The organism is Aureimonas sp. OT7, assembly GCF_014844055.1.
In the GTDB taxonomy this organism is placed as follows: domain Bacteria; phylum Pseudomonadota; class Alphaproteobacteria; order Rhizobiales; family Rhizobiaceae; genus Aureimonas; species Aureimonas altamirensis_A.
In genome coordinates this window covers 3,178,781-3,191,350 of the sequence record NZ_CP062167.1, presented here as the reverse complement: position 1 = coordinate 3,191,350, position 12,570 = coordinate 3,178,781, and the positions used below count along the sequence as shown (strand labels likewise).

At 66.3% G+C, this 12,570-nt stretch carries 14 protein-coding genes; 8 read left to right on the top strand and 6 right to left on the bottom strand.

The window, feature by feature from the left end; genetic code table 11:
- Positions 1-31 precede the first annotated feature (31 nt).
- Positions 32-937, top strand: a complete 906-nt coding sequence (locus tag IGS74_RS15270; protein WP_192387236.1) for an endonuclease/exonuclease/phosphatase family protein — start codon at positions 32-34, stop codon at positions 935-937.
- 32 nt (positions 938-969) lie between these two features.
- Here the strand turns inward: IGS74_RS15270 and purB are convergent, their stop codons facing one another.
- Genes purB through IGS74_RS15255 form a run of 3 tightly spaced genes read right to left on the bottom strand, consistent with a single transcriptional unit; the run spans position 970 to position 4,404 of the window.
- The gene (purB, locus tag IGS74_RS15265) at positions 970-2,289 is read right to left on the bottom strand and encodes an adenylosuccinate lyase (RefSeq protein ID WP_039192400.1); all 1,320 of its coding nucleotides are present in this window, start codon (positions 2,287-2,289) and stop codon (positions 970-972) included.
- A gap of 55 nt (positions 2,290-2,344) precedes the next feature.
- A complete protein-coding gene (locus IGS74_RS15260; protein WP_192387233.1) occupies positions 2,345-3,403 on the bottom strand; it encodes a P1 family peptidase in 1,059 nt (352 codons plus the stop codon).
- On the bottom strand, positions 3,364-4,404 hold the full coding sequence (locus tag IGS74_RS15255; protein ID WP_192387231.1) for an ABC transporter substrate-binding protein: 1,041 nt from the start codon (positions 4,402-4,404) through the stop codon (positions 3,364-3,366). The genes IGS74_RS15260 and IGS74_RS15255 overlap by 40 nt, the downstream gene beginning before the upstream one ends.
- 197 nt (positions 4,405-4,601) lie before the next feature.
- Between IGS74_RS15255 and IGS74_RS15250 the strand changes: the two genes are divergently transcribed.
- The 5 genes from IGS74_RS15250 to IGS74_RS15230 all read left to right on the top strand — a co-directional run bounded on the left by IGS74_RS15250 (position 4,602) and on the right by IGS74_RS15230 (position 7,123).
- Positions 4,602-5,102, top strand: coding sequence for a flavin reductase (locus tag IGS74_RS15250; protein ID WP_052194810.1), 501 nt, complete (start codon positions 4,602-4,604; stop codon positions 5,100-5,102).
- A 21-nt stretch (positions 5,103-5,123) separates the two neighbouring features.
- Entirely contained in the window at positions 5,124-5,432 is a 309-nt protein-coding gene (locus tag IGS74_RS15245; protein WP_192387229.1) for an XdhC family protein, read from the top strand.
- Positions 5,432-6,142, top strand: a complete 711-nt coding sequence (locus tag IGS74_RS15240; protein ID WP_192387227.1) for an XdhC family protein — start codon at positions 5,432-5,434, stop codon at positions 6,140-6,142. Before IGS74_RS15245 ends, IGS74_RS15240 begins: the two co-directional genes overlap by 1 nt.
- Positions 6,132-6,722, top strand: coding sequence for a nucleotidyltransferase family protein (locus IGS74_RS15235; RefSeq protein ID WP_192387225.1), 591 nt, complete (start codon positions 6,132-6,134; stop codon positions 6,720-6,722). The genes IGS74_RS15240 and IGS74_RS15235 overlap by 11 nt, the downstream gene beginning before the upstream one ends.
- A gap of 122 nt (positions 6,723-6,844) precedes the next feature.
- Positions 6,845-7,123 (top strand): hypothetical protein, encoded by a 279-nt coding sequence (locus tag IGS74_RS15230; protein WP_192387223.1) that lies wholly within the window; start codon positions 6,845-6,847, stop codon positions 7,121-7,123.
- A gap of 10 nt (positions 7,124-7,133) precedes the next feature.
- On the opposite strand, the gene radC is transcribed toward IGS74_RS15230, so the two are convergent.
- The 3 genes from radC to phaC are packed head-to-tail and all read right to left on the bottom strand — an operon-like array spanning position 7,134 to position 10,647.
- Entirely contained in the window at positions 7,134-7,916 is a 783-nt protein-coding gene (gene radC / locus IGS74_RS15225; protein WP_192387221.1) for a DNA repair protein RadC, read from the bottom strand.
- Positions 7,917-7,927: 11 nt separating this feature from the next.
- The gene (gene map, locus IGS74_RS15220; protein ID WP_192387219.1) at positions 7,928-8,770 is read right to left on the bottom strand and encodes a type I methionyl aminopeptidase; all 843 of its coding nucleotides are present in this window, start codon (positions 8,768-8,770) and stop codon (positions 7,928-7,930) included.
- Positions 8,771-8,829: 59 nt separating this feature from the next.
- Entirely contained in the window at positions 8,830-10,647 is a 1,818-nt protein-coding gene (gene phaC / locus IGS74_RS15215) for a class I poly(R)-hydroxyalkanoic acid synthase (protein WP_192387217.1), read from the bottom strand.
- 133 nt (positions 10,648-10,780) lie between these two features.
- Here phaC and IGS74_RS15210 point away from each other — a divergent pair, with 133 nt between their 5' ends.
- Positions 10,781-11,167: a hypothetical protein gene (locus IGS74_RS15210; protein WP_192387215.1), complete on the top strand. Its 387-nt coding sequence runs from the start codon at positions 10,781-10,783 to the stop codon at positions 11,165-11,167.
- A 125-nt stretch (positions 11,168-11,292) separates the two neighbouring features.
- Positions 11,293-12,501, top strand: a complete 1,209-nt coding sequence (locus tag IGS74_RS15205) for an LL-diaminopimelate aminotransferase (RefSeq protein ID WP_039192423.1) — start codon at positions 11,293-11,295, stop codon at positions 12,499-12,501.
- Positions 12,502-12,570: the final 69 nt, after the last annotated feature.

The window sequence follows — 12,570 nt, the reverse complement described above, 5'->3', positions numbered from 1 at the left end:
GACAAAAGTGGAAACGCATCGGCGGTGCGGCGTGCCGACCGGTCGACGCGATGTTGAATTTGCCGCCCGCAAGGCCAATATCCATGCCGGAATTTCGCCCGATGGGGCGTGCATGGATGTCGCGCGGACCGCCAGGCCGCTTCATCGGAAAGGGTGCGAGTTGCGGATCGTCTACGCCAATCTCGGATATGCGCGCGATATCGACGGGTCTCTCAAGCACCATATCGGGCGGGCCCACCATCACATCTACACACCGCGGCACGCGCAGTTGCGCGCGCTTAACTTCCTCAAGGACAAGTTGCGGGAGTTGCAACCGGACCTGTCCTGCTTTCTGGAAATCGACAAGGGCTCCGTCACCAACGGCTTCTTCGACCAGTTCCCCGTCTTGTGCGAAGATCATCACCGCACGGTGCGAATCGATGGCAAGTACAGTGCCGGCAAGCGGTTCCGCCGCCTGTCGGTGTCGCGCGGCAAGTCCAGCGCGTTCCTTGCCACGGGCGATCTGCCGTTCACGGCGCGGTATCTGGACGACGGCAAGAAGCGCCTTGTCTACGATATCGACCTGCCGGGCGTCCGCGTCCTTCTGGCGCACTGCTCTTTGCTGCGGCGGGTGCGCCACCGCCAGTTGGAGCAACTGGCGAGCTGGGCGCGGGAGCGCGATACACCGACCATCATCACCGGTGACTTCAACATGTTCGGCGGCCCGCAGGAATTGGCGCCGCTTCTGGCCGATGGGCGCTTTACCTATCTCAACGGCCAGATGGCGCCCACATTCAGGCTGGGGCCCTGGAAGGCCAGCCTGGACCCTTGCATCGTATCGGGCGACCTGATGGGCCGCTGCCGGATCGAGATCATCGACATGCCCTTCTCGGACCACCAGATGCTGATGATCGACGTCGACACGGCGATGGAGGCCCGCCTGCGCAAGGCAGGCTGACGCCGCCTAGCGCAACCCGTGCCCCTTCGGCGTCATGACACCGGGGTTGCATCCCCGAAGACCCGGCGGAAGATGGTGTCGACATGCTTGGTGTGATAGCCGAGGTCGAACTTCTCGCGCAGTTCCTCTTCCGACAGCGCCGCGCGCACTTCCGCGTCCGCCAGAAGCTCCTGCAGGAAGTCGGCGCCCTGTTCCCAAACCTTCATGGCGTTGCGCTGCACCAGACGATAGGCATCCTCGCGCGATTTTCCGGCCTGGGTCAGCGCAAGCAGCACGCGCTGCGAATGGACCAGCCCGCGGAACTGGTTGAGGTTGCGGTCCATCCGCTCGGGATAGACGAGCAGCTTGTCGATGACGCCGGTCAGGCGTGCAAGCGCGAAGTCCAGCGTGATGGTGGCGTCCGGCCCGATCATCCGCTCCACGGAGGAGTGGGAGATGTCGCGCTCGTGCCACAGGGCGACGTTTTCCATCGCGGGGAAGGCATAGGAGCGCACCATGCGGGCAAGGCCCGTGAGGTTCTCGGTCAGCACCGGGTTGCGCTTGTGCGGCATTGCCGACGAGCCCTTCTGGCCGGGCGAGAAATATTCCTCGGCCTCGAGCACCTCGGTCCGCTGCAGATGGCGGATCTCCACAGCCAGGCGCTCGACCGACGAGGCGATGACCGCCAGCGTGGCGAAGTACATGGCGTGCCTGTCGCGCGGGATGACCTGCGTGGATACAGGCTCCACGTTGAGGCCCATGGCCTTGGCGACATGTTCCTCGACGCGTGGATCGATATTGGCGAACGTGCCGACCGCGCCCGAGATCGCCGCCGTCGAGATTTCCTCGCGCGCGGCGACGAGCCGGGCGCGCGCGCGCTCGAACTCGACATAGGCCAGCGCCATCTTGACGCCGAAGGTCGTCGGTTCGGCGTGGATGCCATGGCTGCGGCCGATGGTGACGGTGTCCTTGTGCTCGAAGGCGCGGCGCTTGAGCGCGGCCAGAAGCGCGTCCAGATCGGCCAGCAACAGGTCGCTGGCGCGCTGCAGCTGCACATTGAAACAGGTGTCCAGCACGTCGGATGACGTCATGCCCTGATGCACGAAGCGGGCATCCGGCCCGACGAATTCGGCCAGATGCGTCAGGAAGGCGATCACGTCGTGCTTGGTCTCGCGCTCGATTTCGTCGATCCGGTCGACGTCGAAGGTGGCCGCGCCGCCCTTTTCCCAGATCGTCCTCGCCGCTTCCTTGGGTATCACGCCCAGATCCGCCAGGGCGTCGGCCGCGTGCGCCTCGATCTCGAACCAGATTCGGAACTTCGTTTCCTGCGACCAGATGGATACCATTTCGGGGCGGGAATAACGGGGGATCATAGGCTCTGACTTTCGGCGCTGTAGCTGCAGGAGAAGCGCCCCTTTAACAGACGCGCTACTGCGCCTCAATCCGCAGCGTGCTCCAGGCCGGCACCATGTCGCCCGGCTCGGGGCGCGCGGCGTGGACGCCCCGCGCTATCGCGCGCGCCATGACGGCGGCCGCCGCCGCGCCGAGGTCGATGCGCGCGACAGCGTCGGGGGCGATGCCGCTGCCGCCCGTCGCGACGCCGAAAACGAGATCGCCGTCGAAATCGGTATGGGCCGGCCATAGTGCATGGGCAAAACCGTCATGCGCCGCAACGGCCAGCCGCTTGGCTGCGGCCTTGTCCAATATGGCGTCGGTGGCGATGACGGCGATCGTGGTGTTGCCGCCCGGCGTCGGGTTCAACTTGGTGGCGGGCGTGGCGCTGTCCTGCGGCGTGCGTGGCGGAAAACCAAGCCCGCCGAACTCGCCATTCATCTCGAAGGCAGCGGCGCGAAAATGGCGTGTGCCGGGAAAGAGGGGAGAGCCCACCGCGTTCACCGCCACCAGCGCTGCCACGGTGATGCCGCCTGGAAGCACGCAGGACGCCGTTCCGAGGCCGCCCTTGCACGCTGCCGTCGTTGCTCCGAAGCCCGCGCCCACGGTGCCCACCCGCCTGTCGTCACCGGCGGCCAGCGCGGCCGCATGGCCAAGGTCCCGGTACGGGGAGTGCAACCCCCAGTCCTTGTCACCGCCATTGATGAGGTCGAACAGGATGGCACCCGGTACGATGGGTACGCGCATCCCGGCAACCTCGAAGCCACGGCCCTGCGCCCGCAGGGCAGCTTGCAGGCCGGATGCGGCGTCGAGCCCGAATGCCGAGCCGCCGGACAGCGAGATGCCATCGATCCCCGGAACGAGGTTTTCGGCATCCAGAAGCGGCGTTTCCCGCGTGCCGGGCGCGCCGCCATGGATGGCGACGGAAGCGACGGCCGGCCTGTCGAAGAGAATGGCCGTCACGCCGCTGCGCAACCGCGCATCCTCGGCATGCCCGACCGCGATGCCTGCAACGTCCGTCAACGCATTTCGCCTGCCTGCGCGCCAAGCCACGATCAACCCTCCGGCTGCACGACGAACCGACCGTCCAGCCATTCCACCATCTCGTAACGGGGCATGCCGGATTCCCCGTCGGGGCCGAAGCGTACCGGCCCCGCGACTGTCTCCAACGTCTGTCCGCTCAACGCCGCGCCGGGCGACGGCGCCGTGTCGATGGCCGATGCGGCGATCTGGCCCGCTGCCTCGCCATCCAGGAAATACCCCTCCCGTCGCGGTGCAGCCGCATCCGCATCGGCAATGGCGAAACCCTTGGGTGCAATCGCGCGCACCCCGTCGGGCAAGGGGGGCTCACTTGTCTCGTCGATCAGGTTCTCCCCGCCAAGCACCGCGAGATCGATGTTCAGCGACGCCGCATCGCGCAGGATGATGGCCGTGTCGGCCACGTTGCCCAAAGCCACGATCCGCGTGAGGCCGCTTTGCGCTATGCGCCGCGCCAGTGCGAATTGGCGGTCTTCGGCGGGGCGGTAATTGTCCACCAGCGCCGGCTCCATCCCGCGCAGCGTCAATGCCGCGCGCAATTCGTCGGCAAGGCTGCGAGCGCGTACCGACCCGTCCTCGACGATGCCGAAGGGCAGGCCCGGCCAGAGATCGGCGATGGCGGCGGCGAGCGCCTGCGCCTCGCCCTCGGGCCGGGGCGCCAGGCGCCAGACATGCCGCTCCTGCCCGCGCCGGACATCCGTCAGCCGGGTGCTGCGCGCACCCACGACCATTGTGGGTACGCCCGCATCGGCAAGGGCGGGCAGGGCTGCCTCGGCGGAGGGCGTACAGAGGAAGCCGACGGCCAGCGTGATGTCGGCGGCGATGAAGGCCAGTGCCGTATCGCGCCCGCCCTCCGGGGTGCACGGCGTATCCCGCTCGGTGATGGAAAGGCCGGGCGCCCCCGCACGAACGCCCTCGACGAATTGCCTGCCGAGCGTCTCGTAAGGCCCGCTCAACGGCGCGGCGACACCCAGGGTCGCCTGCTGCGCCAGCGCCGGATGGGCCAGGAGGGCCAGCAAGGCCACGGGGCCCGATAGCCACCTCGAATTGCGGATCATCCCTCTGTATGCTCCTGACACTGGATTCCCGCGAACGTATATGCTGAAAGCATGAGGCCGCAAGCGACGGTGATGGATGGCGCTCACCCGAATGGGCAGGTTGTGTAACCGTGCATGATGCTTAACTTCTACCCTGAGGACGTGGATCGTCTCATCGCCGCAAGGCGGTACGGCGCATGTGCCGGGGAGATTTGGACATGGATTTGCTGACAGGGCCGTTGATCGATCGCTTCGACTTCCGCAACGCGATGAGCCATTTCGCGGCGGCCGTCCATATCGTCACGACAGATGGTCGCTTCGGCTTGCGCGGCACCACGGTTACCTCCGTCTGCTCCGTATCGGACGATCCGCCGACGCTTCTCGTGTGCCTCAACCTCTCCAGCGCCGGCAATGACCGCTTCTCGGAAAACGGCGCTTTCGCCGTCAACGTGCTGGAGGCCGGGCAGGAGGCCGTCGCACGGGCATTCGCCGGCGAGGGGAAGCTGCCCGCCGAGGAACGCTTCGCCCTGGCCGCCTGGGAAACCGCCGCCACCGGCGCCCCGATGCTGAAGGGTGCGCTCGCCAGTTTCGACTGCCGCGTCACCGATTCGCGCATCGTCGCGACCCACCGGGTCATCATCGGCGAGGTCGTGGGGCTGAAGGTCGCGCCTGCCGCGCCTAGCCTTCTCTACAAGGAACGCCAGTTTCATAGCCTGTAGGGGCAATGAAAGGTGGCCAGCATGGACGTTCTCGAACTGGCCGAAGCCTGGACGAGCGAGGGTCGTCCGGCGGCGCTCGCCACTGTCGTCGAAACATGGGGCTCGTCTCCGAGGCCGGTCGGCAGCCATCTTCTGGTCGCCTCCGACGGCGCATTCGAGGGCTCCGTCTCTGGCGGTTGCGTCGAGGCGGACGTGATCGCAGAGGCGCAGGAGGTGATCGCCGACGGACAGCCGCGCCTTCTGGAGTTCGGTGTTTCCGACCAGAGCGCCTGGCAGGCCGGCCTGTCGTGCGGCGGGCGTATCCGGATTCTCGTCGAGCGGATCGCCTGATGGATCGCGCCATCCTGTCCGCACTCAACGAAGAGCGCCGGGCCCGGCGCCCCGTGGCGCTGGCGACCGATACCGAATCGGGCCACAGCCGCCTCATCCTGGCCGCCGGCTTTGCAGGCGATGCCCTCGCCAACGAGATCGCGGGGGCGATGGCAAGCAGGTCTGCGTGCATGCATCAGCCCGAGCGTGGCCTTTTCGTAAAGGTGTACCTGCCGCAGCCAAGGCTTATCGTGGTCGGGGCCGTGCACATCGCCCAGTCGCTTGCCGCAATGGCCGCCATGACCGAGCTGGACGTCGTCATCGTGGACCCGCGCGGGGCCTTTGCGTCGGGCGCCCGTTTCGACGGCTTCGAGATACATGAGGCGTGGCCGCAGGATCATCTGGCCAGCCATCCGCTGGATGCCCGGACGGCCCTCGTCGCGCTGAGCCACAATCCGGATATCGACGATCCGGCCCTGCTTGCGGCCTGTACCTCGCCGGCTTTCTACATCGGTGCGCTCGGCAGCCGCAAATCGCACGCCGCCCGTACCGAGCGGCTGGCCAAGGCCGGCCTTTCCGCAGCCCGGATCGCACGGATAGAGGCGCCGATCGGCCTCGATATCGGGTCGGTGACACCGGCGGAGATCGCGGTGTCGATCCTCGCATCCCTTATCGCCGCCCGGCACGGCACCGCGCGCCACCTTGCCACCGGCGGGTCCGTTGCCGCCTGAAGTGGTGGCGGTCGTGCTGGCGGCGGGGCGGTCCAGCCGCACCGCCCCGCACCACAAGCTGCTGGCCCGGTACGCCGACGTTCCCCAGATCGTGCGGATTATCCGTTGTCTTGCCGCCAGCCGCCTTGCCGGCATCGTGACCGTTCTCGGGCACGATGCGCACAGGCTCAGGCCGCTGATCGAAGAGTTGCCGACCCGTATCCTGGTGAACCCCGATCACGAGGGGGGCCTTTCCGGCTCGGTGAAGATGGGCTTTGCCGCCGGCATGCCGGCCGATGGCGTCATGATGGTGCCGGCCGATATGCCTTTGCTCGACACGGCAGATATCGACGCGCTCATTGCTGCCTTCGTACCCGGAACGGTCGTCGCCGCCACGGATAGAAGCGCAACGCGCAATCCCGTCATCCTGCCGGCGTCGATGGCGGCGGCGGTCGAAACGCTGTCCGGCGATACCGGCGCCAGACGGCTGATCCGTGACTACGCGCCCGTCCGGCTGGTGGAGTTGGGGGCGACGGCCAGTTGCGACATCGATACGGTGGAGGCGATACTGTCCACCGGAGGGCACTTGCCGAAAGGCTGAAACTTTGGGAAGATTCTTGCGCTGCACCTAATGGTGCGCGGCTTGGCCGAAACCGGTTGGGCGCAGCATCCCTGAAGTGCGGCCGTAAGGCCGCCAGCTTTGCGCCAAGGAGTGTTGCGTCCATGATCAGTCGCGTTGCAGATCCTGCGTTCCAGAAGATGCTTTCCGGTTTTTCCGCCACCACGGCGGAGGTTCTCTACCACATGCCCGACCATCCGGATTTCCTGCAGAGCTTCCTTTGGCAGTTCGAGGATGTCGCCCCCCAGTTTCCGCGCCTGCACAGGTTTCTCGATCATTGGCGGGCAGAGGTCGAGGCCACCATCCATTCCGTCAGCGTCATGCATCACGGCTTGATCCGTCCGCGCGAACTTCGGTTCGGCTCGGAACACCGGCTGCAATGACCCCGGGCCGTCAGTCGATATAACGTTCCGTGCGCATCGACAGGCTTTTGCCGCGCCCCACGATGATATGGTCGTGGACGCGGATGCCCAGCGGCGTCGCCATGCCGATGATCTGCCGGGTCATGTCGATATCGGCGAGCGACGGTGTCACGTCGCCGGACGGATGGTTGTGGCAGAGCACGATGGAGACGGCGTCCAGCTCCAGCGCGCGGCGCATGATCTCGCGCGGGGTAACGGGCGTATAGTCCACCGTGCCCTCATGCTGCACCTCGTCGGCGATAAGGCCATTGCGGTTGTCGAGAAACAGGATGCGGAACTGTTCGCGGCCGAGTTGCCCCATCGATGCGCCGAGATAGTCGACCACGCTGGCGATGGACGACAGCACGTCGCGCCGGGCGACATCGGCCTTCATGGCCCGGCTGGAGAAGGCCGCGATGATGCGCAGGTCCAGCGCTGTGGCGTGCCCGATCCCGTCGACCTCCATCAACCTCGGAACGCTTGCCCCCGCAATGTCGGCGATGCTGCCGAAGCGCCGGATCAGCGCCTTGGCCAGCGGCTTCACGTCACGCCGTGGGATGGAGCGGAACAGAACCAGTTCCAGAAGCTCGTAGTCGGGCAGGGCATCCGCGCCGGCCGCCTCGAAACGCTCGCGCAGCCGGTCCCGGTGCCCGGCATAATGAGGTGTATCCGGCAGCGCCGGAACGGCGATCGCTTCGTGCGGCGCCGGACTGCCATGCCGCGCCAGCCCGAAACCCGCCGCTTCGCCGAGGCCGCGCCGCCCACGCTTGACCATGCAGGGTCGTCTCAGAGATTGATCGGGTCGAGGACGATGCCGGGCGTATCGAGCCCGCCGGGCGAGAAGGTAAACACCTCGCAGCCCGTTTCGGTCACGCCGACCGTATGCTCGTACTGCGCCGTCAGCGAGCGATCCCGGGTGACGGCCGTCCATCCGTCCGACAAAACCTTCACATGCGGCCGTCCAAGATTGATCATCGGCTCGATGGTGAAGATCATGCCGGGCTTGAGTTCCGCCCCTTCGCCGCGCCGGCCGTAATGCAGGACGTTCGGCGCGTCATGGAACAGCTTGCCGACGCCATGGCCGCAGAAATCACGCACCACGGAGCAGCGCTCTCCTTCCGCATAGTCCTGGATGGCGGCGCCGATATCGCCGAGATGCGCGCCTGGCTTCACCTCGTCGATGGCCAGCATCAGCGACCGGTAGGTGATCTCGCAGAGCCGCTCGGCGGCGCGCTTGATCCGGCCCACCGGATACATCCGCGAGGAATCGCCGTAGTAGCCGTCGACGATCAGCGTCACGTCGATATTGACGATGTCGCCTTCCCTCAGCGGCTTGTCGTTGGGAATGCCGTGGCAGACGACATGGTTGATCGAGGTGCAGGTGCTCTTGGTGTAGCCGCGATAGTTGAGGGTTGCAGGCAGGGCGCCGTTGCGCATGGCGAAATCGAAGACGAAATCGTCCAGCACCTGCGTCGGCACGCCCGGCGCCACGAGGCCGGCGAGTTCGTCCAGGCATCGGGCGGTCAGCTGGCAAGCCTTCCGCATGCCGGCGAAGGCGGCTTCGTCGTAAAGGCGGATGCTGCCGGTATTGCGTTGCGGATTGGCTTCCGCTTCCAGGTAGGTCGTCATGGGCACTGCGCTTGCAAGGAATTTGGCTGCCCCTCATGTCGCACCTTGGAGCACGCTCTTCAAGCCCCGCGCACATAGCGCCCCGGCGCCGGCTCGATGGTCTTGCCGCCGATGCCCGGTTTGCGCGCCTTGACCTTCGCTCCGGCATGGGGCTCGATCCAGGATTGCCAGTGCGGCCACCACGAGCCGGGCGTCATCCCTGCCGCCTGTACCCATGCGTCGAAGCTCGTGCCGGCATCGGGCGCCGGTCCCGTCCAGTACTGGTACTTGCCCTTCGCCGGCGGGTTGACGACGCCCGCGATGTGGCCCGAGCCGCCCAGCACGTAAGTGACGTCGCCGCCGAAGGCCAGGGTGCCGGTATAGACGCTGCGCGCCGGGGCGATATGGTCTTCCTTGGTCGCAAGGCTGTAGACCGGAATCGTCACCGACGACATGTCGACGACCGTGCCGTCCAGTTCCATCCGCCCTTGCGACAGGCGATTCTCCAGATAGCAGTTGCGCAGGTAGAACAAGTGGTTGGAACGCGTCATGCGCGTGGCGTCCGAGTTCCAGTACAAAAGATCGAAGGGCGGCGGTTCATTGCCCTTCATGTAGTTGCCGACGACGTAGGGCCAGATCAGGTCCTGGGACCGCAGAAGGTTGAAGGCGGTCGCCATATGGCCGCCGTCGAGCGTTCCGGAGGCCGCCATGGCCGCGTCCAGGGCCGCGATCTGCCGCTCGTCCACGAAGACCTTGAGTTCGCCCGCGTCGGTAAAATCCACCTGGGTCGCCAGCAGCGTCGCCGTCCTGATGCGGTCGTCGCCCCGTGCGTGCAGAAGCGCCAGCGCCGCCGACAGCAGCGTCCCGCCGACGCAGTAGCCCATGGCGTTCACCTCGGTCTGGCGCGTCGCCTTCCGGATCGTGTCCAGCGCGAAGACGATCCCTTCGTCGATATAGGAAAGCCAGTCCTTGGCGGCGTGGCGCTCGGTCGGGTTGACCCAGGAGATCACGAAGACGGTGTGCCCCTGCTCGACCAGCCAGCCAATGAAGCTTTTGCCGGGCGCCAGGTCGAGGATGTAGAACTTGTTGATCCAGGGCGGGCAGATGAGCAGCGGCCGCTTGAAGACGGTTTTCGTGGCGGGCGCGTACTGGATGATCTGGCAGATGTCGTTTTCCGCCACCACGGCGCCGGGCGTCAAAGCAAGGTTGACGCCCACGCAGAATCCGTCGCCGCCGCTCTGCCGCAGGCGCAGCGTGCCGGCTCCGCGCGCCATGTCCTCGGCAAACATGGTCATGCCCCGTACTAGGTTCTGGCCGTTCTCGGCCACGGTCTGCCGGTAGAGTTCCGGGTTGGTCGGCACGAAGTTGGACGGCGAGATCGCATTCAGGATCTGCCCCACATAGAAGCGTGCCCGCTGGCGGGTGTCGTCATCCAGGCCCTCGGCCTCCGTGACCAGGTCCTGCGCCCATCGCGCGGTCAGAAGATAGGCCTGCCGCAGAAAGTCGAAGAACAGGTTCCGTCGCCATTCCGGGTCGGCGAAGCGCTTGTCGGGGGTGCCGGCGGGGGTTTCCTCAGCCGGCTGTTCGGTCGCAGCCATCCGTTGCGCGGCTGCCGTCCACAAACCCAGATAGCCGGCCATCAGCCGCGTCTGCGCCTGGAAGGCGCGGGTCGGTTCGGACAGCCAGTAATTCGCTACCTCCGACAGCGCGGCCGCCATCTCCGCATGGATGGCGCCGGCCGGGTCGGCCATCGAGCCGTTCTCACGCGGGGCAAGCCATGCCGATGCCGCCTTGCCCGCCTGTTCCACGGCGCGCGCCATATTGAGCGCGAAGGTTTCCGGATCCTTCACGGCATAGGCCGCAAGTCCTTCCTCGGCCGTATCGGCGGAATGGCTCATAGGCGTCTCCCTGGCGCTTACAGTCGATACTATAGCGCCAATTCGGGAGGTGAACACGCAGGCGCGCCCGACCGCGTCCATGAAATTTGCGCTTTCCTGCTTCGCGCAGGGCGATTATGGAAGGATGTAGGACGTGAGGGGAAACGCAATGGCGCGGATGGCGAAGGGCAGGGCTGGTGCAATGGCACTTCTGGCGTGTCTGCCCCTCGTCGCGGCCTGCCAGAGCTATCTCCCGCAGAACGACGCACCGTTGCGCCTTTCGCCCGTGCTGGACAGGATCGACCCGGGCCCGTCCAACCAGCGGCTCGACAAGAACGGATATCCGGTCATCGGGGCTTATCCGACCGCCGCTACCACCCAGGTCGACGACGCGACCGTGGTGGAAACGCGCGAGCGTCATGCCGGCGCCGCCACGCGCGGAGCCGCCCCCTCCAGTGCCGGGCGCTATCAGCAGAGCGTGGCGGAGTTGCAGGCTACCGCGGCCCGTGTGCGGGCAGCCGGTCCGGCCCAGACGAACTGAGGGGAGCGCCCGCAAACGACGTCGTCGACGCGAGCTGCCCCGGATGATTTCCCGGTCACGCTCGTTGTTGCCGTCCTTCGGGTGGCCGGGTCGAAGAACCCCAAATCGGCGCAAGGACAATCACGATGGAAGAGTTTCACAAGGTCCGCAGGCTTCCGCCTTACGTCTTCGAAGAGGTCAACCGCAAGAAGGCCGCGGCGCGCGCACGCGGGGTCGATATCATCGATCTGGGCATGGGCAACCCGGACCTGCCGACGCCGGCCTTCGTGGTGGACAAGATGTGCGAGGCGATTCGCGATCCCCGTACCCACCGCTACTCCGCGTCCAAGGGCATTGCCGGGCTGCGCCGCGCCCAGGCCGCCTATTACGAGCGCCGCTTCGGCGTGAAGCTGAACCCGGATACGCAGATCGTTGCCACGCTGGGCTCCAAGGAAGGCTTCGCCAACATGGCGCAGGCCATAACCGCGCCCGGCGATGTGGTGCTGTGCCCCAACCCGACCTATCCCATCCACGCCTTCGGCTTCCTGATGACGGGCGGCACGATCCGCTCCATCCCGGCGCGTCCCGATGAAGAGTTCATGCGGGCCATCGACCGCGCGGTGCGGCACTCGATCCCCAAGCCGATCGCCATCATCCTCAATTATCCGGCCAATCCGACGGCCTACCAGGCCGATCTCGACTTCTACCGCGAAGTGGTGGACTTCGCCCGTCGCAACGAGATCATCATCCTGTCGGACCTCGCCTATGCCGAGATCTATTTCGACGGCGCCCCGCCGCCCTCGGTCCTGCAGGTCGAAGGCGCGATGGACGTCGCGGTGGAGTTCACCTCCATGTCCAAGACCTTCTCCATGCCGGGATGGCGGGTCGGCTTCGCCGTCGGCAACGAAAGGCTGATCGCCGCTTTGGCGCGTGTGAAATCCTATCTCGACTACGGGGCCTTCACGCCCATCCAGGTCGCTGCCGCCGCCGCCATCAACGCCGGCGACGAGGTGGTGCGCCATGCGCGCGACATCTATCATCACCGCCGCGACGTCATGGTCGAATCGTTCGGCCGTGCGGGATGGCAGGTGCCGCCGCCGCCCTCCACCATGTTCGCCTGGGTGCCGATTCCGGCCCCCTACCGGGACATGGGCTCTCTGGAGTTCTCCAAGCTGCTGATCGAAAAGGCCGATGTCGCCGTGGCGCCGGGCATCGGGTTCGGTGAATATGGCGACGACCATGTCCGGATCGCGCTGGTCGAGAACGAGCATCGCATCCGGCAGGCGGCACGCAATATTCGCCGGTTTCTTGCAAGCGGCGACGAGGCGGGGCAGAAGGTGGCATCGGCTGTCTGATGCCTGCACCCGCATCGCGGGTGCGCGGACATCCGCGTGATGCAATCCAGTGATAGGGCTCCCGGGCGT

Bases quoted from the DNA above. Each gene is read 5' to 3' on its own strand.
- phaC (WP_192387217.1), bottom strand. From the start codon at position 10,647: ATGAGCCATTCCGCCGATACGGCCGAGGAAGGACTTGCGGCCTATGCC.
- IGS74_RS15240 (WP_192387227.1), top strand. From the start codon at position 5,432: ATGGATCGCGCCATCCTGTCCGCACTCAACGAAGAGCGCCGGGCCCGG.
- purB (WP_039192400.1), bottom strand. From the start codon at position 2,289: ATGATCCCCCGTTATTCCCGCCCCGAAATGGTATCCATCTGGTCGCAG.
- IGS74_RS15250 (WP_052194810.1), top strand. From the start codon at position 4,602: ATGGATTTGCTGACAGGGCCGTTGATCGATCGCTTCGACTTCCGCAAC.
- IGS74_RS15230 (WP_192387223.1), top strand. From the start codon at position 6,845: ATGATCAGTCGCGTTGCAGATCCTGCGTTCCAGAAGATGCTTTCCGGT.
- IGS74_RS15255 (WP_192387231.1), bottom strand. From the start codon at position 4,404: ATGATCCGCAATTCGAGGTGGCTATCGGGCCCCGTGGCCTTGCTGGCC.
- IGS74_RS15245 (WP_192387229.1), top strand. From the start codon at position 5,124: ATGGACGTTCTCGAACTGGCCGAAGCCTGGACGAGCGAGGGTCGTCCG.
- IGS74_RS15205 (WP_039192423.1), top strand. From the start codon at position 11,293: ATGGAAGAGTTTCACAAGGTCCGCAGGCTTCCGCCTTACGTCTTCGAA.
- map (WP_192387219.1), bottom strand. From the start codon at position 8,770: ATGACGACCTACCTGGAAGCGGAAGCCAATCCGCAACGCAATACCGGC.
- radC (WP_192387221.1), bottom strand. From the start codon at position 7,916: ATGGTCAAGCGTGGGCGGCGCGGCCTCGGCGAAGCGGCGGGTTTCGGG.
- IGS74_RS15260 (WP_192387233.1), bottom strand. From the start codon at position 3,403: ATGGCTGGACGGTCGGTTCGTCGTGCAGCCGGAGGGTTGATCGTGGCT.